At 56.0% G+C, this 19185-nt stretch carries 15 protein-coding genes; 10 read left to right on the forward strand and 5 right to left on the reverse strand.

All coding sequences use genetic code 11. The annotated features are described in order from the left end of the window. Positions 1-248: 248 nt before the first annotated feature. The gene (locus tag AABA21_RS09350) at positions 249-1247 is read left to right on the forward strand and encodes a Na/Pi cotransporter family protein (RefSeq protein WP_338249127.1); all 999 of its coding nucleotides are present in this window, start codon (positions 249-251) and stop codon (positions 1245-1247) included. Between the two features lie 505 nt (positions 1248-1752). Here the strand turns inward: AABA21_RS09350 and AABA21_RS09355 are convergent. Further along, entirely contained in the window at positions 1753-2403 is a 651-nt protein-coding gene (locus AABA21_RS09355; RefSeq protein WP_338249129.1) for an HAD family hydrolase, read from the reverse strand. A 149-nt stretch (positions 2404-2552) separates the two neighbouring features. Beyond that, on the reverse strand, positions 2553-3362 hold the full coding sequence (locus tag AABA21_RS09360; protein WP_338249131.1) for an MBL fold metallo-hydrolase: 810 nt from the start codon (positions 3360-3362) through the stop codon (positions 2553-2555). 298 nt (positions 3363-3660) lie between these two features. Here AABA21_RS09360 and AABA21_RS09365 point away from each other — a divergent pair, with 298 nt between their 5' ends. After that, entirely contained in the window at positions 3661-5142 is a 1482-nt protein-coding gene (locus AABA21_RS09365; protein WP_338249133.1) for a carboxylesterase/lipase family protein, read from the forward strand. Between the two features lie 3 nt (positions 5143-5145). Here the strand turns inward: AABA21_RS09365 and AABA21_RS09370 are convergent, their stop codons facing one another. After that, positions 5146-6255: a serine/threonine protein kinase gene (locus AABA21_RS09370; RefSeq protein ID WP_338249135.1), complete on the reverse strand. Its 1110-nt coding sequence runs from the start codon at positions 6253-6255 to the stop codon at positions 5146-5148. A 488-nt stretch (positions 6256-6743) separates the two neighbouring features. Between AABA21_RS09370 and AABA21_RS09375 the strand changes: the two genes are divergently transcribed. From AABA21_RS09375 to AABA21_RS09400, 6 genes are all read left to right on the forward strand, one after another. After that, the gene (locus tag AABA21_RS09375) at positions 6744-9041 is read left to right on the forward strand and encodes an ATP-binding protein (RefSeq protein ID WP_338249137.1); all 2298 of its coding nucleotides are present in this window, start codon (positions 6744-6746) and stop codon (positions 9039-9041) included. A gap of 34 nt (positions 9042-9075) precedes the next feature. After that, positions 9076-9939 carry a phytanoyl-CoA dioxygenase family protein gene (locus AABA21_RS09380; protein ID WP_338249139.1) on the forward strand — a complete coding sequence of 288 codons (864 nt, stop codon included), beginning with the start codon at positions 9076-9078 and terminating at the stop codon, positions 9937-9939. Positions 9940-10670: 731 nt separating this feature from the next. Beyond that, the gene (locus AABA21_RS09385) at positions 10671-11744 is read left to right on the forward strand and encodes a BMP family lipoprotein (protein WP_338249142.1); all 1074 of its coding nucleotides are present in this window, start codon (positions 10671-10673) and stop codon (positions 11742-11744) included. A 391-nt stretch (positions 11745-12135) separates the two neighbouring features. After that, positions 12136-13479 carry an ABC transporter permease gene (locus AABA21_RS09390; RefSeq protein ID WP_338249144.1) on the forward strand — a complete coding sequence of 448 codons (1344 nt, stop codon included), beginning with the start codon at positions 12136-12138 and terminating at the stop codon, positions 13477-13479. Position 13480: 1 nt separating this feature from the next. Next, entirely contained in the window at positions 13481-14428 is a 948-nt protein-coding gene (locus AABA21_RS09395; RefSeq protein ID WP_338249145.1) for an ABC transporter permease, read from the forward strand. Between the two features lie 13 nt (positions 14429-14441). Continuing rightward, on the forward strand, positions 14442-16034 hold the full coding sequence (locus AABA21_RS09400; RefSeq protein WP_338249148.1) for an ABC transporter ATP-binding protein: 1593 nt from the start codon (positions 14442-14444) through the stop codon (positions 16032-16034). Between the two features lie 165 nt (positions 16035-16199). Here AABA21_RS09400 and AABA21_RS09405 read toward each other — a convergent pair whose 3' ends face one another. Then, the gene (locus AABA21_RS09405; protein ID WP_338249149.1) at positions 16200-16874 is read right to left on the reverse strand and encodes a TetR/AcrR family transcriptional regulator; all 675 of its coding nucleotides are present in this window, start codon (positions 16872-16874) and stop codon (positions 16200-16202) included. A 265-nt stretch (positions 16875-17139) separates the two neighbouring features. Between AABA21_RS09405 and AABA21_RS09410 the strand changes: the two genes are divergently transcribed. Further along, the gene (locus tag AABA21_RS09410) at positions 17140-18093 is read left to right on the forward strand and encodes an alpha/beta hydrolase (protein ID WP_338249151.1); all 954 of its coding nucleotides are present in this window, start codon (positions 17140-17142) and stop codon (positions 18091-18093) included. A 195-nt stretch (positions 18094-18288) separates the two neighbouring features. Further along, a complete protein-coding gene (locus tag AABA21_RS09415; RefSeq protein WP_338249152.1) occupies positions 18289-18567 on the forward strand; it encodes a hypothetical protein in 279 nt (92 codons plus the stop codon). 42 nt (positions 18568-18609) lie between these two features. On the opposite strand, the gene AABA21_RS09420 is transcribed toward AABA21_RS09415, so the two are convergent. Continuing rightward, complete coding sequence (locus AABA21_RS09420; protein WP_338249154.1) at positions 18610-19131, reverse strand: DinB family protein; 522 nt, start codon at positions 19129-19131, stop codon at positions 18610-18612. Between the last annotated feature and the right edge of the window lie 54 nt (positions 19132-19185).

Below are 19185 nucleotides of genomic sequence, written 5' to 3' on the forward strand. Positions count from 1 at the left end.
CAGTTTTGTAGGAGTTGGTGCCATAGCGGGAAGGGATGCATCCCTTCCCGCTATGGCACCAACTCCTACAAAACTATTTATGATAAATTTATAATCGATAAAGAGAAAGATTCTATTTTTGATGGTCGTTATAATAAATTCTAAGGCTTATCTGGCCGCGTATGTGACCAGTTACGCGCTGACGAGAGCTATACAACGGCGTTGTTGTATTGGGCCCCGTTCTTCTGCAATGGTGTGGGGAGGGGAAGATGATCCTGGTCTTGCACGTTACCCTGGCTCTGGGAAAATTTTGGACGGGGGTGGTGCTCGTGCTCTATGGAGTACGGCTGATCACCGAGGCGGTACGACACGTCGCGGATACACATATGCGTGGAAGACTGACCTCTCTGATGCGCTATCCCGTTATCGCTCTGATCGTGGGGATGATCGTGACCGCGTTGATGCAGAGCTCCAATGCCATGTCCTCCTTGCTGGTGGGATTTGTGAGCACAGATCTCCTTTCGCTCTCTGAGGCCATCGCGGTGCTGCTGGGATCAAATATCGGCTCCACGCTGGCCGTTCAATGTATCTCTCTTCATGTTACAGAGCATGTATTTATATTTATCGGTATCGCCGCCACTGTTGCGCTCTGGACCCATCGTACACCCTATCGTTATCTGGGACGTCTCTGTTTCGCCTTTGGGGTGATCATGTTCGGTTTATCAGAGCTGGTAACAGCGAGCGCTCCCCTTGTCACCTATCCGGTCATCATTATGATATTGCAGGCGCTGGCGACCGTGCCGATCGTGCTTTTTGTCTGTGGTGCGCTTCTCACTATATTACTAAATTCCAGTACGGCGTTCATTGGACTGGTGATCATGCTGGCTACGACCGGGGCGCTTCCCACCTCAGCTGCCCTGGCCTTGATGTTGGGGGCGAACGTCAGAACCACCGTGATGGCCCTATTCCTGGCGATGCATGAAGGAACCATAACGGGACGCCGCCTGGCCGTGGTCCATTTCGGTACCAAACTCGCGGGTGCGCTCATAGCCTTGATCTGGCTCGTTCCGCTGACCGCTGTGCTATCACACCTCTGGACCAACGCCGGCACCCGTGTGGCCATGGCCCACCTTGGACTCAACATCCTGATCGCGCTCTTCTTCCTGCCCCTGATCTGCACGATAGAACGCCTGATGCAGCACTGGATGCCTGAGCGCCCGGAGCCAAAGGATACCCTATTGGCTCAACCCAAAGTATTACCAACATGAATGGACTGCACCTTCAGGAAGCAACTTCCTATGGCTAGTGTCCAGTGGCATACATGGCAACAAACATGATCAGAAGCCCGGCGGCTATAAGCGACTGTCCAATGGTTACTGACAATCCGTTCCGTTGTCTGGTTGCTCTCCACTTTCGCCAGGAGAGAATTGATACGGCAAATAGGCCTATGGCGCAGGCTAATAGAATAAATGAAGCTCTCAATGGTTTTCCTTTTCACATAAGATAAGTAGGTGTGGATCAGTATATCTGCTATGAGCCAGACCCGCAATATACCACACTTTGGAAAGGTGCCATTCATTTTTTGCGAAAAGAAACCACGAAAAAACAAAGAAACGTACGGGCACATGCCCGCTTTTCTTGTTGCCTTATATGTTACTTACTCTTTGTAAAAAAATGAATGACACCCGCTTTGGAGAAATAGCGTTCTTGAACCGATTGTCTGCTCCAAACGCAGATTTCTTCTCCATCTCCTTTAATGGTTATGATCCTTAATTAGGGGGCAAGGAGTTTTTGGAGTTCGGGGACGAGTCCGACGCGAGGCTCGATGCGACGATAGTCGATGCCAAAGGAGCGGATGCGCCGGCCGCAATCTTCGCCGCTGTCATCGATGAGGACGCTCTGGCCCGGTTCTAGTCCCTGGGATTTCAGATATGTGCCGAAGAAGGCACTACGGCCACTCTCATTAATATCTTCTTTGAGCGCCTGCAGATCATACGAGTTGAGGACATCGTCGAAGAGGGTGCGCAACTGCAGAGCGGGTACGGTCCAGCGTGTGAAGGTATCCATGTTGTCGGTGGCGATGACGACCTTGATGCCCCTGGCCTGTAGTTGGGCTACATAGGTGGGAATCTGCGGAGATACAAATTGCATCTTGCTGCAGCTGAGTGCCAGTTCGTCCAACATCATCCGGGGATCTAGCGCTGCATCGTGCTGGCAGAGCGCGGCGATAACATCTTCGCTGGTGAACCTGCCGCGCATCCAGTCGAGGAGCATCTGTGAGAAAGCCGGGTCTTGAAATAGCGTCCGCTGAATCATCTGAAAGGTCTGGAAATGCGCGTGCTCGGGATCATTGAAGTGTTCCCAGAACAACGAGTTGGATAACGTCAGCGCCCAGTCCAAAAAAACGCATTTATAGCTATTCATTGTGGCTACTTCCTTGCTGCATATAGTGTTCGGAGCTGTTACCCGGTTCGTTTCCATCCTAAGAATGGAAACAGGCCACGCTTCTCCCGGCTTCAGTTTACGATATCTGGCGCCTGCCTCATCAGCCATCTTGTATCTTCTCTTGAGCCTTACATGCCCAATGCTCGCAGATAGCGATCCGCTGAACGGATGACGGCATTTTTAGCGTCTTCGACAACCAGGCTATCAAACCAGCCGCCGTACAAGCGCTCGAAGTCGTAAGGCATGATAGCGTTGCATATCCTGCTGACTTCTGAGGCTGGAAGAGGGATCATGTTCGGATAGCTATACATGAAGCTGACCCAGCGCCGATCCATGGCGACCGCAATCGTGTCGCCAGTAAGCAGGCACCCTCGACCATTCGCACCACCTTTCCAGTGCAGAACGGTACTTCCGGGAAAATGACCACCCAGGCGTATCAGTTGCAAATTGTGCGTCAGGGGGAATGTCTCGCCCGACCAAAAAGCGATGCGTTCACTTGGTCGCATGACCCACGCACGGTCTGTCTCGTGGAGGTAGATCTGTGCGTCAAAGTGTTTAGACCACTCCACCATGCTGCTATAAAGGTGTGGGTGCGAGATGGCGATGGCTTTAATACCACCGAGCCGCTCAATAGCCGCTATGGCTTCATCACCTAAGTAGCTTATGCAGTCCCAGAGAATGTTGCCCTCCTCCGACTGTATAAGCAGTGCTCGTTGTCCAATGGCGAAGGATGGCTCTATGCCGATTCCTGTCAGGTGCAACTCATGCTCCCTTATGACATTACGAAAACCATCGGCATACATTTTTGCCTGCGTTGTCCACTGCTGTCCATTATCACCAACATATTCGCGCTCATCTTCACTGATAGGACATCCGTGCGGTGGCTCTTCGCTTGATGCGAATTGTACCCCACAGGTGACACAAATCCAGGTATCCATTTGTTCTACCTTTCACGTCTCCATTTGGAACAGGGAGAGGCTTCTCCATTACTCAATTACTAGTCTAACCACAGGGAAATGCTTATGAACTGTCCGAGAGGACAGTTTTTGCTAGCTGAAGGAGAGGTTTCTCCAGCTTGATCGATTGCTGGCTTGGAATGGAAATATAGGTTCTGTCATTATGTATGGCTCGCAATGGATATGTTCGGTTTCTGGTAGCATTTGTGATAAGGTTAACTGGTGCTTTTGCTTATACACGGTTGTAGGCGGATTATCAATGAAGTAAGGAGTTGTGGGCATGGCTGCTGCAATTGTAGAGACGCGCTATGGAAAAGTCGAGGGCCTGACACAGGAGGGCATGCAGGTATGGAAGGGGATTCCATACGCGCGGCCGCCGCTGGGGTCGTTGCGACTGCGGGCACCTCAACCGCCACAGGCCTGGTCCGGGGTGCGCGAGGCCAAAGAATTTAGTGCTATCGCGGCCCAACCGGTCAATGCGATGGGTGGCTTTCTCGGGAGGAACGCTACTCCACCACCTTCAGGCGAGGATTGCCTTTATCTGAATATCTGGTCTCCGGCGGCCGATGGTCAGAAGCGCCCCGTGCTGGTCTGGATCCATGGTGGGGCGTTTATCGCCGGTTCGGGCGCCGATCCCTGGTATGATGGTGCATCCTTTGCGCGCAATGGAGATGTTGTTGTAGTGACGTTCAATTATCGCCTGGGGATGCCGGGTTTCCTCTATCTGGATGAGTTGGGCGGTAAGGATTATGGGTATTCCGCCAACTGTGGGTTGCTGGATCAGATCGCGGCCCTGGAGTGGGTGTGTGACAACATCGAGCAGTTCGGCGGCGATCCCGCCAACGTGACGCTGGCCGGGGAGTCGGCGGGCGCGATGAGTATCGGAATCTTGCTGGCTATGCCGCGTGCGCGAGGCCTCTTCCAGCGCGCCATCCTGGAGAGTGGCGCGGCGCATAATATTCAGACTCCTGAGGAGGCGACCAGCCAGGCACGCGCCTTTCTTGAGCAGCTTGGCCTCAGAGAAAATCAACTGGCGGAACTTGAGAACCTACCGGTAGACAAGATTCTGGAGGCCCAGCAGCTCAGCATTCGTAATATGCGGGGCGCACCCGTCATTGACGGTCATCTGGTACCCGGCAAGCCGCTGGATCAGATCGCCTCCGGTTCGGCCGCGCAAGTTCCGCTCTTGATCGGTACCAATCGGGACGAGGCCCGGCTCTTCACGTTTATGAGCGGTCGTCAGCCTACCGTTAACCAGCAGGAGCAGGAGCACCTCTTTGGGTCTCGTGCCCTGGAGGTCTTTGCCACCTATCTACAGGCCAGGGATGACCACTCCGAGGCGAACGCCTGGATGGATATCGTGACCGATCGCGTCTTTCGCATACCAGCCCTGCGCCTGGCTGAGAAGCAGTTGCCGCACGCACCGGCCATCTGGATGTATCGCTTCGACTGGCCCTCGCCCGCCTTTGGTGGTCGCCTGGGAGCCTGCCACGCGCTGGAGATCCCTTTCGTCTGGCATAGCCTGCATATCGAGCTATCACAGCTCTTCATCGAGGAGTCACCGGCCGCGTCTCCTATCGCCGATACCATGCATGCCGTCTGGACCGCCTTTATCCGCGACGGCAATCCTCAGACAGACGCTTTGCCAGACTGGCCGCGCTACCAGTTGGACGAGCGTCTCACTATGCTCTTTAATGAGCAGCAACAGTTGGCGTACGATCCCCAGGGCGCCGAGCGCCAGTACTGGGATGATATCCTCTAGCGGCTACTTCTTTGTGTGCGACACCACTGCGGCCGTCAGGCGCATTGATGAACTGACGGTCACAGCTGGTCGTGTGTTATGCCCCGGTTGCTTAGGGCCAGCGTTATGGGATGAAGCGTGAGTCAATATCAAAATGAGGATCACGATAGCGACCAGGGCTGCCCCGGCAATCCAGATCAGCCGCGATGCCTTCAACGCATTAGATTTTTGTTTTGGCGTCGTGGAAGTTGGCATTACCTGGATCGTGGGAAGGTTTTGCAGTGAACTGTGCTGCACGTTCGCCACTGGTTCTGGCGCGGCATTCACCTGGTAGGCCTGGCGGAAGGCGTTGGCCAGCGCCTTTGGCGTGCGAAAGCGGCGCATGGGATCTTTCTCCAACGTCTGCAGGATGACGCGCTCAACGTCAGGCGTAATGGCTCGATTCAGGTGTGAGGGAGGCTGCGGCTGCTCACGGAGATGCTTCATGACGATGTTGACCGGATTTGCTCCCTTGAACGGAACGCTTCCGGTGACCATCTGGTACAATAGCACCCCCAGGGCGTAGATGTCGCTGGCTGGCGTGGCCGAATCTTCGACCAGTTCGGGCGCCATATACTCCGGTGTCCCGATCAGGAAGCCGGAACGCGTCAGGCTATAGTTGTCCTCGATGCTCTTCACCAGGCCAAAATCTGTCAGGTAGGCATAATTTCCATCGCGCAACAAGACATTTGAGGCCTTGATATCGCGATGCAGCATGCCATGTTCATGGGCGAATTGCAGGGCGCTGGCCACCTGAAACAGGATATTGCCCGCCTCCTCCAGCGGCAGGGGACCCTCGGACACGCGGCGGCTGAGCGTCCCATACTCAATATAGGGGGAGACCATATAGGCCCAGTGATCGTATTCGCCGTAATCAAGGACCGGCAGGATGTGTGGATGGTGCAACTGCACCATCGCACGCGCCTCGCGTCGGAAACGTTCATAATATTCGCCGGCGCTGCGCCTGACCATCTTCATAGCCACTATGTCCTGATTACGCTGATCGCGCGCCAGATAAACCTCTGACATCCCCCCTTTGGCGAGACCGCGTTCTATGTAATAGTTGCCGATCGTTTTATGTACAAGCTCTTGCATGAGCATTATAAACTCCTTGCATCCCAGCGTAAATGAGAGATGAATTATAGAAGGTATACGTATATATCGTGGTTTTTGGTCGAGTTTGCCAGGTTCAATGAGTAGTATATGAGAATATAGTAACCGTGAATGAATAGGTTTGACCGTTGTTGAGGCCAGATACGTTTGAATCATAGCGATGAGTGAAATAGAGGGCATGTCATCCCTCTGTGGTATCTGGCAGAATAATGTACCCTTATCATATCCCCCGGCAGCCGGGTTTCGCAAGCGTATATGACCGCCCTTTTTTATTTCTGCCTCTCAAAAGTTCGGGATGACTCATATCCTAACCCGGCGCCTGAGGCGCCAATGAGGAACATGAAAAAGTCCTGAGCAGGAGACGAGCTGATTGCAGTTGTGATTAAGTATGGTTATACTTGATCATAATGATCTAAATTTGCACAGATTGTTTTATTTTACCTTCTTTACAAGGGATTATTTTATATATTATGAATGTAGAACAACCGTTTCCGGAAGAACCAAAGCGCAAGTTTTTCGCGTTTGGTCGCGCGTTCTCTGCGTTCGTGCAGCCCGGCGTTTATTATAAAAAGATGGAGAAGTATCTGCGCAGGCAGCTACGTTCTCAAACGTTTGCGCCCACCTTTTTGCCTGCCAACCTGCAAAAACCGATCGCGGGTTATCTGATTGCCCTCATCAGCCAGTCACTGGTAGTGGTGGGGATGACATTGGTGATGCAGCGTTTCGGTAACTTCCGCTTTCTGGAGGCGCCGACCTTGCTGGTTGGCCTGTTGATTACCCTGGGGTGGGGTGTGTTTCCGGGCCTGCTGGCGATCTTGATGGGCACCGGCTGGACCGTCTACCAGGCTTTGCCGGCCTTCTTTCCTTTCTTACGTGCCTACACTGAGGATATAACCAGCGTTATCTTCTACCTGGTGGTTGGTGCCACCCTCTGTGTCGTTGCCGGTCAGACCCAGCGTGCGCGCCTGCGGGCCGAGCAACTGGCTGATCGTCTGAGCACCTCTGAGCAGGACGCGGCTGCGCGAGCTGGACAACTGGAGGCGGTGTATGAAGCGATGGTCGATGGCGTCATCCTCTATGATAGCGTTGGACATATCGTGCGCATGAACGCTGCCTATCGGCGTATGCTGGTGCTGGATCTTGATTCCTCCCATGCGTTGCTGACACCCGAGCAGCGGGGCCGAGCGCTTCATATTCGCGACGAAAAGGGACAGCTATTGCGTGCGGATCAGATGCCGGTGCAGCGTGCCCTGGGGGGCGAAGTGTTTACCTCTACGAATTCCCTGGACATTCGGGTTCGTGCCCTGGATGGACGCGATGTGCAGCTGAACATTACGGGCTCGCCTCTCTATGATTGTATGGGCAGTTTGACGGGTGGTGTATTGATCTTCCGTGATGTCACTGAACGCCGTTCCCTGGAACGTAAGACGCAGCAAGCCCTGGCTTCGCTCCTGTCACTGGCCGAGGAACTGGTGCAGACGCCAGCATCGGACTCCTCTTTGAGCTCCAGCCGCCTCTCTGGCTCTACGACGATCGCTTACCGTCTGCTCGAACACATCGGCTTGATCACCGGCTGCACGCGTAGTGGTCTGACCCTGATCGACCAGGCGACCGGCACGGTTTTTCCGGTGGCGGCCGTCGGTTTGGCCGCAGACATGCAGCAGAAATGGTTGGAGCAGCGCCAGGATTATCCGGTGGAGCAGCTGTTGCAGAATCCGGTCATCGGATCTATCCTGCGCACGCGTGATATCGGTATATTAGATTATACGCAGCCGCCATTGAGCGATGCCGTCAATATCTTTGGCATTTCACAGGCTGCGGTGGCCCCGATGTATATTGAGGACCGCCTGGTGGGTTTTCTCTTTGCCGATCATGGTGGTGAACCCCATACCTATTCTAAATCTGAACTGGCCTTACTCAAGACGGTATCTGAATTGACCGTCTTGGTGCTGGAGCGCGAACGGCTGGTGGCCGATCAGGCGGAGGCGCAGGCCAATATACTGGCGGCACGCGAGGCCAATGCGATGATGGAGGAGTTCCTGGGCATCGCGGGCCATGAACTGCGTACGCCGCTGACTACTATCAAGGCCAGCGTTCAGCTGGCGCAGCGGCAGACGTTGCGCCTTGCTGGCCGATCCCCGTCGCCCGATCTTCAACTTCTACAGGGTATCAATGCCGTGCGCGACCTGTTGAATCGGACCGAGAGGCAGATTGGTACGCAGAGCCGTCTGATCAATGATCTGCTGGATGTGTCGCGCATTCAGATCGGTTTCCTGGATCTGCAGCCTGATCTGCAGGATCTGGCCCTTCTCGTGCGGCAGGTGGTTGAGGATCAGCGCCTGCTGAATCCAGATCGTCACATTGAGCTGGACTTGCCCGCGACCAGAGAACTGCTGGCGATCGTGGATACTGATCGTATCCGCCAGGTTGTCAGCAATTATCTGTCAAACGCTCTCAAGTATTCTGAGGCTGATCAGCCCGTGTCTGTGCAGGTAACCCATGATGTACCTTCAAAAATCGTGCGCGTGGCCGTCAGCGACTCTGGCCCCGGCCTGACCGAAGCTCAACAACAGCATATCTGGGAACGCTTCTATCGCGTCCCCGGCATTGATGTACGCAGTGGTTCAGGCGTCGGTCTGGGACTGGGCCTGCATATCAGCAAAATGATTATCGAGCGCCTGGATGGCTCGGTCGGTATCGATAGCACCCCCGGCCAGGGTTCAACCTTCTGGTTTACTCTGCCACTGGAGGCCGTGCTGGACAAATGATATGATATGAGTAATTGCAACAAGGAGGTATTGCATGCAACTTACCGAGGAAGAACTGTTGTTACTGCCAACGGATGAAGAGGTCGCATTCTATCGCACGCATGGCTACTATAAGTCCCGCAAGCTCTTTACAGATGCGGAGATCGATGCGGCCATCGCGGGAAGCGAGCGCTACTACGCAGGTGAGCGTGACTTTCCTTTGCCGGCGGAGGTGCGCGGCTGGCGGCCCGAGCATGGAAACGTCCTGCGCAAAAATGACTATGCCTCGCTGCAGAATCGCGAGCTGTCCGGGCTGGTGCGCAAGCCGCTGCTGGCCGCGGTCGCGGCCCGCTTATGTGGCGCCCCCATTCGCCTCTGGCACGACCAGTTGCTCTACAAGCCCACCAGCAATCCCGACAAGGCCGTCAACGTTGGCTGGCATACCGATCGCGGATACTGGAAGACCTGCTCTTCCGAAAATATGCTGACCGCCTGGATCCCCTTCCACGATTGCGATGAGCGCATGGGCACCATCACCATGATCGATCAGAGCCATGAATGGTCCGACAACACCGAGGGCCTGGACTTCTTCAGCAACGACTTGCAGGGACTGGAGAAGAAATTCAACACCGGTGGTCGTCCCGTCGTCAAGGTCCCGATCGAACTGGCCAAAGGCGAAGTCAGCTTTCACTCCTGTCTGACCATTCATGGTAGCGGCCCCAACCTCACTCCTGATCCGCGCCGCTCCATCGCCGTTCACCTGCAGGACGAAAGCAACCACTATCAGCCCCATCGCTTCGCCGACGGCACCCTGGCACGCCATCCCAACGACAGCCTTTGCCGCCGCATCGAACACAACGGCCAGAGCTACCCCGACTACACCGATCCCGCCATCTGCCCCCAGCTCTGGCCCCGCTAACCTGCCGGGTACGGCGTTGTGGGGTGAGGATAAATCGGCCGTGAGGGCCGAATCGATGGGATATGGTATCGTGGGGCGAGGGGAAATCGGCCGCAAGGGCCGAACCTACGGTTTCCTCTCTTCCCCTCCTCTCGCCGCCGAAGGTGGCACCAAACGAAGCGGGGTGCAGGGGCGGCAGCCCCTGACTGGGGGCTCCGGGGGCTGTACCCCCGCTCTCCCCCTTCCCTCCTCTCGCCGCCGAAGGCGGCCTCACCATAAAAGCAAGCAAACTTGCATAGTAAATTCGGCACACAAATAGCTTTTTTCATCCACAATTTGCTATAGTAGATTGTGAGAAATATACACATCCTTACGTATATAACTATTGGAAATGGCGAATCTCCCGATCTATGTTCACAACCGCCGTCGGACGTATGCGATACATATGTATTGCGCCGCGCATGGTGGCTGGTGGTAGAATATGGTCATTGCCGGGTAACAAGCCTTATTCCTTTAGTACAGGCATATATCGCAGCACGATCGTATGTCTAATCTATTATCGTCTGTTAGGATTTATAAAGTAACAGAAACACCTCTTTTGCCGGCTAGTGTTTTCGGCATGGTATTGTAAAGAGCGTTTGTTTTCATCTCTTTATAGAGACAACGTACAGGTGCCGTTCGCACGTCGTACGTATAGATGACATTATTTTTTTCGCAATCTCTTTGGAGAGCAAAGAAAGGATCCTACCTCTATGAGAAGGTCTGGCATTCCGAGCCTGCTTGTCTCGCTACTCGTTTTATGCGGCGTCTTGCTATCCGCCTGTGGTGGTAGCACGCCCTCTACTTCAACCGGTGGCGGCAACTCTACTTCGTCCGCCCCGAAATCTGTGACTCTGGTTACCGACATTGGCGGTCTTAATGACCAGAGCTTCAACCAGTCAGCTGCTGTTGGTTATACCAAAGCGATGAATGAGCTGAAGTTCCGCCGCCAGGTTATCGAATCAAAGTCGCAGAACGACTATGTTGGGAACCTGACCCGTGCCGCCCAGACTTCTGATCTGGTGATCGGTGTTGGCTTCTTGATGGCTACCGCCATGGACCAGGTCGCGAAGGCCAACCCGACCAAATCCTTTGCTTTGATTGATGCCTGTCCGTCAGATGCCAAGGGAAACTGCGATCCTTTGAAAAACGTTGCTCCCCTGTACTTTAAAGAGCAGCAGGCCGGCTGTCTGGCTGGCGTGGTTGCCGGTGAGATGGAGACACTGGGCAAGAGCAAGGCCAGCAAACTGCTGGGCAACGACACCATTGGTGCTGTTGGTGGTCAGTCCATTCCCCCCGTCGACCACTATATCGCTGGTTATCAGTTCTGCGCCAAGAAGGTTGATCCCAAAGTTACCGTCAAGGTAAACTACTCAAATTCCTTCGACAATACCGCCGCGTGTCAGGATATCGCCAACAACCAGATCGGCGCCTCTAAAGCCGACATCATCTTCCAGGTGGCTGGCGGTTGTGGCGTTGGCGCCCTGCAGGCTGCCAAGGCTAAAGGCGTTTACAGCATCGGTGTGGACAGCGACCAGGCTCATGTGAACGATAGCGTGATCACCAGCGCCATCAAGCGTGTTGATCAGGCCGTCTACGTCACCATCAAAAATTTCGAGGCTGGCAAATTCAGCAACAATCCTGCTCCTTTCGACCTCACCAATGACGGCGTTGGCTATGCTCCCCTGAGCAGTCAGGTTCCCGCCGAAGTGAAACCGATCGTCGACAAGTACATCCAGGACATCAAATCGGGTGCCCTGCAGGTACCGGACACCGTCCAGAAGTAGGTCAGGCATCTGAAATCACCGTAGATGTGGCATGGCTGGCGTTGACTTTCTCTCCCTATCCATGGCTAGAAATGTCGACGCCCCTGCCCTCTACGGTGATGTTTCGTTTGATGGAAAATCGGATGCGAGGCCCGAACCCACGATGGGCGTTGATGGATGGGGCCAGAAAATCGGACGCGAGGCCCGAACCTATGATGCACCTTTCCGGGCGGGGAGGTGCAGGAGGGGCGGCGAGCCCCTCCTGCCGGGGGCGTGGGGCGAGCATGCTGGGGGCATGCTCAAGTCCCCCACCCCTCCTCCCCCCTCTCCCCGCCGCAGGCGGGGATAATGGGGTATAATTTCTACAATACCATCTCTCTTTCTTATATGTATTGCGCGCAGGAGGAGCCATATGGCAATGCCAACAGTGCAGCGCAGGACTTCGGCTCCTGCGTCACGGTTAGCCAGGTGGATGCGAGCTTTCAGGGCCGCGCTGGGGCGACCGCTGATCGCGATTCTGGTCGCCTTTGTGCTGGGTGGGATCATCGTGATGATTACCACGCCGGGGCCACTGGATAACCGTTTTATTACAGCCGTTTCAAGCTACTATTATCTTGTATTGGGATCCTTTGGTAGTATTCAAAGTATCTCTTTTACCCTGGCTAAGGCGACCCCGCTGATCTTCGCGGGCCTGGCGGTGGCTATCGCCTTTCGCGCCGGACTCTTTAATATCGGCGCGGCCGGCCAGTTAACGGTTGGCTCGATGGCTGCTGGCGCGATTGCTCTACGTATGCCGAATATGCCCGGTTGGGTGCTGGTGCCGCTGATGTTGCTGGCCAGTATCGTGGCCGGTGGCATCTGGGGTGGCATCGTCGGGGTGCTGAAGGCATGGCGCGGCGCCCATGAGGTGGTGACCTCGATCATGTTGAACTGGGTGGCGTTCTATTTTTGTGCCTACCTGGTTGAGGGTCCCTTCCAGGCTCCCAAGCTGTCGCAGCAGACGCTGCCGCTGCCCAGTCAGGCGACCATCCCATCGCTGGCCGTGTTTTATAACGAGACCCTGGGTAGCTTCCTGCCGCAGATTCCTGAGCCGGCTCAGTATACCGTTGATGTCGGCCTGCTCTTTGCCTTTATCGCCCTGGTCATTTACTGGTTCATTACGGCGCGTACCACCTTTGGCTATGAGCTGCGCGTGATCGGTCAGAATCCGAAGGCCGCTCGCTACGCGGGCATCTCGGTCAAGAAGAACATTATCATGGCTATGGTGCTGGCGGGTGCTTTCGCCGGACTGGCTGGCTCGGTACGCCTGATGGGCCAGGCCCCCTACCAGTTGATCAGCTCAGCCTTCGCCACCGACTCGACCGGCTTTGATGCCATCGGTGTCGCCCTGCTGGGGCGCACGACCTCGATAGGCGTCTTGCTGGCCTCGCTGCTCTTCGGCGGCCTGCAGGAGGCGGGCCCCTATTTACAGGGATATGTCAATGTGCCCGGCGATATCATTACGATTATGCAGTCGCTGGTTCTGTTTAGTATCGCGGTTGAGTATCTGCCTTCATTCCAGCGTTTCATCCCCAATTTCCTGTCCAGAAGCTCCAAACCTGCCCTGGTTCCAGGTGCGATTGATGTGAAAACACCAGATATTCCCGCTGGCGGCACTGTTACATCCGGTTCGGCGAATACGAATGGTAATGAAGCGACAGGTGAGGGTGCCGAAACGGCGGGTTCGGCCCGCGCACCCCTGGGTCAGGAGGAATAGCGTGTTTTTCCAAATATTAATGAGGGTTTTACTATCGTCCGACTTCTGGCAGGCAGCCCTGCAATTTGGGGCCCTGCTCCTGCTCCCGGCCCTGGGTGGCCTGATTTCCGAACGTAGCGGCGTCATCAATATCGCCCTGGAAGGGTTGATGCTGATTGGGGCCTATGTTGGTGTAATGATGGCGATCGCCACCAATAACGTCTGGCTGGGCCTGCTGGGCGCGATGATCGCTGGTGGCCTGCTGGCCCTGATACACGCCATCGTCTCGATCCATTTTATGGCTAATCAGACCGTCAGCGGCATCGCCATCAACCTGGCGGCGCTGGGATTGACGAACTTTCTGCTCCCTATTCAGACACAGGGACAGGGTGTGAGGGCGCTGGGTGATGCGCTGCGCCTGCCCCAACTTCACTGGGGACCTCTGGCGAACATCCCTTTTATCGGTCCGGTGCTTTTCCAGCAAAATATCCTCTTTTACCTGGCCCTGCTTATCCTGGTCGGCATCCATTTCCTGCTGTTCCGCACTAACATCGGACTGCGCATCCGGGCCGTCGGTGAGCATCCACACGCGGCCGATACCGCCGGCGTCAATGTGCGCCTGATCCGCTACCTGTGTGTCGTGAGCAGTGGCCTGCTTTCAGGTATGGCCGGAGCCTTCCTGTCGCTGGGTATCGCCGGTATCTTCAACCAGAATATGACCGCCGGACAGGGCTATATCGCCCTGGCGGCCATGATCTTCGGTAAGTATACCCCGGTTGGTGCCGCTGGAGCCTGTCTGATTTTCGGTGTCGGAGAAGCTTTGAGCTCACGCCTGCAGGATACCGGCGTCTCGGCTAATCTGCTCAGCATTTTGCCGTATGTGTTGACCCTGATCGCCCTGGTGGGCCTGGTGGGCCGCACGACAGCGCCCGCCGCCGATGGCATACCTTACGAGCCAGCATCAGAGTAGAAGGGATAGATCTATGCAAGAGAGTACTGTAGCTGATCGCCGTGAGGAGGTTTCGACCCCCTATGCGGTGGAGATGCGCGATATCTATAAGGCCTGGCCGGGTGTGGTGGCGAGCAATCATGTGAACCTGCTGGTGAAGAAGGGCGAGATCCACGCCCTGGTGGGTGAGAATGGCGCCGGCAAGTCGACGTTGATGAATATTCTTTATGGCATCGTCAAGCCTGATAGCGGCGAGGTGCTCATCAACGGCCAGCCGGTCCAGATCTCTGGACCACGCGACGCGATCCGCCTGGGCATCGGTATGGTGCACCAGCATTTTATGCTGATCCCGCCCCTGACCGTGGCCGAGAATATCGTGCTGGGACACGAGCCCGGTGGCCTGCGCGCGACCTATGATCGTCAGCGGGCGCGCAAAGAGATTAAGAATCTGAGCGCGCAGTATGGCCTGCCCATTGATCCGGATCTGCGCATCGGGCAGCTTTCCGTGGGACAGCAGCAGCGCGTCGAGATCCTTAAGATGCTCTATCGCGGCGCCGACATCCTGGTCATGGACGAGCCCACGGGCGTCTTGACACCACAGGAGACCGATGAGCTGTTTATGGTGTTGCGCGACCTGGTCAAGCAGGGGAAGACGATTATCTTTATCACCCACAAGCTGCGCGAGGTGCTGTCCGTGACGGACTCGATTACCGTCCTGCGCCGTGGACAGAATGTGGGCGAACTGATTACAAAGGAGACCAACCAGCGCGAGATCGCCCGCGCCATGGTGGGACGCGACGTGCTGCTGCGCGTCGAGAAATCCCCCGCCAATCCAGGCCCCGTGATCCTGCACGTGCAGGATCTGGAGGCTAAGTCTGATCGTGGTCTACCGATTCTGCGCGACGTGAGCTTTGATGTGCGCGCCGGTGAGATTCTGGGCATCGCTGGTGTCGAGGGCAACGGCCAGACCGAACTGGTGGAGGTGCTGACCGGGATGCGTAAGCCGTCGGGCGGCCAGATTACCATGACGCCCACGGTCAATGGTAAGCCTGGTCGGGCGCGCGATATCACCGAGATGGGCGCGCGCGGCGTACGTATCGCCGGTATGGGCCACATTCCCGAAGATCGACGCGATAGTGGTCTGGTGATCACCGAATCCATCGAGGACAACTCGATCCTGGGTCGTCACCGCTGGAAGCAGTTCGCCTGGCGTGGTATGGTCATGCAATTGAAGAGTATCGCCAGTTGGGCCGAGAAGCTGATCAAAGAGTTCGATGTACGCACCCCCTCGTCCACGGTCGCCATGCGCACACTCTCCGGCGGTAACCAGCAGAAGCTGATCATCGCGCGCGAGCTGAGTACCGATCCCATCGTACTGGTCGCCTCGCAGCCCACGCGCGGCGTCGACATCGGTGCCATCGAGTTCATTCACCGCCAGTTGATCGAGCAGCGCGACGCCGGCAAAGCCGTCCTGCTCGTCTCGGCCGAACTCGACGAGATCCGCTCCCTCTCTGACCGCATCGCCGTCATGTATGAAGGGCAGATCGTTGACATCGTCTCATCCGACGCCACCGAAGAGGAACTCGGCATTCTCATGACCGGCGGCCATCAAGAAGCCGCCTCATAGCTTTAGAGTGTGTCAGACACACTTTTTTCGTGGCTCTTGATAGCTCCCATACGGGCGTCCGCTTGCGCGGCCGCCCGTTTTTTGTTGGTGCATGGGTTGCGCATTTGCGCAACCCATGCACCAACTCATAAATGAGGTTGATCTTATTCTGTAGGAGGCTGCGGCTCATCGTTGCGTGCTAATAGACATGCCCTGGGTGTAGATACGTCGTAGCCCTGCCAGGATCTGTTCTGGCGTATAGCCGCGCCTCTGGCGTTGAAAGAGATAGAGGGCCGGATCGGAGGTGGCGATGATCGCATCGGCGGTGTAGATGGTGTCCAGTGGTTCCAGTTCTCCCTGGGCAATGGCCTCCTCAAGCAGATGTGAGATGAGGCTATGGGAGGCACGGTAGTACGGCGTGCTAAACTTCATCTCGCGCCTCTCGGCCGACGACGCATCCATGATGGCAGCCAGAAATACCCCTTCCTCCTCAATGAAGGCCAGAGATCTGCGGAGGACGCTGTCCAGGCGCTGTAAGGCTGACCGTGTTTCTTTATCCTCGGCATAGGTCTGGGTCTCTTCTACGAAGCGTTGGGCGCTCTCACTCAGCAGATCCAGAATCAATTCGCCCTTGTGGGCGTAGCGGCGATAGAGCGTTCCCTGCCCAATGCCCGCCTCCTGGGCAATCTGGTGCATACTGACATCCTCAATGCCTCGCTCGGCGAACAACCGCCGGGCCACCCGCAGGATGCGCTGGTCAAAATCGGCAGCCTGACGCCGTTCCGGCCTCCTGCGCATCCCTGCATCTTTTTTACCAGGCTCTGTCGTGGCGACATGTTCCTGCCGATTTCCTGCTTTCATAGCGCCTCTCTTTATCTGATCCACTCTTGACAAGAGGACAAATGTCCCTTAAGCTATGTTTTATTGATAGGGACAATTGTCCTCATCGGAAGTATAAGACCTCCCGCGACCCTCGTCAAGTACTGATGAAGCTCGTGGCATGCTGTAAAATAGCATCTGTATTTGTTTTGAAGGTTCGGGCATCGCATCGCACGTTTGTGCTTCTGCTGAAAATAGCTGCCACATGACTTGTTTTCCGTCATTGACTAGAGGAAGGAAGAATACATTGACAACCAGACATCTTGTTGATCCCGAGCTTGTTGCTCTTTTGGACTTGATCCCTGCCACGGCACCCAACGCGGAAAACCTGGGGCAGATACGCGCCATGAGCCCGCGACCGCCTGTGAACCTGACCCAATCCTCTACTCTGTCTGTGAGTGAGCGTGTTATTCCCGGTCCAGCAGGGGCGCCCGATGTACGGGTGCTGCTCTACCGGCCGATCTCGGCGCAGGGACCGCTCCCCGTCCTGCTCTGGATTCATGGTGGTGGATATATTATGGGCTCGGCCAACGCGGAAGATCCTCTGGTCACCAGTATGGTATCGGTTGCCGGGTGTGCGGCCGTCTCGGTGGATTATCGCCTGGCCCCTGAGACGCCCTATCCCGGTCCGGTCGAGGATTGTTACGCAGCCTTGAAATGGCTCTCTACTCATGCCGACGAGCTGGGTATCGATTCCCAGCGGATCGCGGTTGGCGGCAGTAGCGCGGGCGGCGGACTAGCCGCTGCGCTAGCGCTCCTGGCGCGCGATCGTGGGGAGGTCTCCCTGCTGTTCCAGCTCCTGATGGCTCCCATGATCGATGATCGCACATGTACGCAGGAGGAACCACATCCGTACACCGGAGAATTCATCTGGACGCGGGAGGCCAATCGCTTTGGCTGGACCTCGTTGCTGGGACAGGAACCCGGAGGACCCGATGTTTCGCCCTATGCCGCGGCGGCACGTGCCGAGCATCTGGAGGGTTTGCCCGCCACTTTTATCAACGTGGGCTCTATCGATCTGTTTGTGGATGAAGATGTGGAATATGCTCGCCGCCTGATGCGCGCGGGCGTGCCCGTAGAGTTGCATGTCTATCCTGGAGCCTACCACGGCTTCCGCATGGTCGCCAGCGCCCAGGTGACCGAGACATCCACGCGAGATCAATTAACCGCCTTAAAACGCGCGTTTGATCGACCTGTCTGACAGGTATCAAGGGAGGCAATAACGTAGATTCGGGCCTTGCGCCCGATTTTTTCTCATTTGATCATATACCAAAAACACGATTTTTGGGGGGTGACATGCGCGGAAAGGAAATCGGGCGCAAGGTCTGAACCTATGGAGACATTATGTGCGAGGAATGAGAAATTAGGTGAAAGGCTCGAATTATGGAGATATTATGTGTGGTCTCTGGCCTTCTTTATCCAGGGTGTGGCCTTCGCTTGCCTGGGACTGGCCTGGACCAGCTCGCTGCAGGAGTTTGTGCCCCCCGACCTGCTGGGGCGCGTCTCCAGCATCGATATGCTGGTCTCGTCGGGCCTATTGCCCATTGGCTATGGACTGGCTGGTATCGCCGCCGATCATCTCGGCGCCGCGCCGGTCTTTCTGCTGGGTGGTGCCATTGCCGCCGCCATCATCGCCCTGGGACTGCTCCACCCGGCTATTCGTGCGGTGGACTAGTATGCTCGCATGGTGATATGTGGCCGATCTTGAATGGATAGGCTACATATCACCATAGACACCTGGCAGGCTATAGTTGCCGAGGGCCAGCGAGAGCTCGCCGCCGTGGTGGATCTCGTGCTCAAGAGTGTGCCAGATGATCCATTGTCGTGAGAACGCGGGCCAGTTCGCACGCTCCTCTTCTCCCAATGCGGCTGGAGGCTGGAAGACCTGCTCCAGGTCGGAGGCGGTCCAGCGCCCGAGGGCATCGGCGATCATGTTCCAGGTGGATTCCAGCCCGGCTACCAGTTCAGCCGCGTTCAGTGGAGCGATCTCCACCTTATCCGATGGATCCCAGTGGGCGATAGGGGCCAGCTCGGGGCTGCCCTCGCCCATCCATACCTGAAACCACCACACGCGGTTACCTACGATATGCTGGGCTATCTGCCCGATCGTCCATTGATGTCCCGGCGCCGGTGAAGCCAACTGCTCGACCGTCAAAGGGGCGATCATCTCGATAAGCCCGCGCTGGTAGGACTTCCAGCCTTTATAGAACGTAATCAGTGGCAGTGCTTGCTCCGTCATGCATGTAACTCCTTCTATGTGTTCCCATAAGTGATAGCTTGCTTATTTTAACAT

The organism is Dictyobacter halimunensis (assembly GCF_036245075.1).

Excerpts from the sequence above, each read along its gene's own strand:
- AABA21_RS09375 (WP_338249137.1), top strand. The coding sequence starts at position 6,744 with ATGAATGTAGAACAACCGTTTCCGGAAGAACCAAAGCGCAAGTTTTTC.
- AABA21_RS09385 (WP_338249142.1), top strand. The coding sequence starts at position 10,671 with ATGAGAAGGTCTGGCATTCCGAGCCTGCTTGTCTCGCTACTCGTTTTA.
- AABA21_RS09380 (WP_338249139.1), top strand. The coding sequence starts at position 9,076 with ATGCAACTTACCGAGGAAGAACTGTTGTTACTGCCAACGGATGAAGAG.
- AABA21_RS09405 (WP_338249149.1), bottom strand. The coding sequence starts at position 16,874 with ATGAAAGCAGGAAATCGGCAGGAACATGTCGCCACGACAGAGCCTGGT.
- AABA21_RS09355 (WP_338249129.1), bottom strand. The coding sequence starts at position 2,403 with ATGAATAGCTATAAATGCGTTTTTTTGGACTGGGCGCTGACGTTATCC.
- AABA21_RS09365 (WP_338249133.1), top strand. The coding sequence starts at position 3,661 with ATGGCTGCTGCAATTGTAGAGACGCGCTATGGAAAAGTCGAGGGCCTG.
- AABA21_RS09350 (WP_338249127.1), top strand. The coding sequence starts at position 249 with ATGATCCTGGTCTTGCACGTTACCCTGGCTCTGGGAAAATTTTGGACG.
- AABA21_RS09390 (WP_338249144.1), top strand. The coding sequence starts at position 12,136 with ATGGCAATGCCAACAGTGCAGCGCAGGACTTCGGCTCCTGCGTCACGG.
- AABA21_RS09400 (WP_338249148.1), top strand. The coding sequence starts at position 14,442 with ATGCAAGAGAGTACTGTAGCTGATCGCCGTGAGGAGGTTTCGACCCCC.
- AABA21_RS09370 (WP_338249135.1), bottom strand. The coding sequence starts at position 6,255 with ATGCAAGAGCTTGTACATAAAACGATCGGCAACTATTACATAGAACGC.
- AABA21_RS09420 (WP_338249154.1), bottom strand. The coding sequence starts at position 19,131 with ATGACGGAGCAAGCACTGCCACTGATTACGTTCTATAAAGGCTGGAAG.
- AABA21_RS09360 (WP_338249131.1), bottom strand. The coding sequence starts at position 3,362 with ATGGATACCTGGATTTGTGTCACCTGTGGGGTACAATTCGCATCAAGC.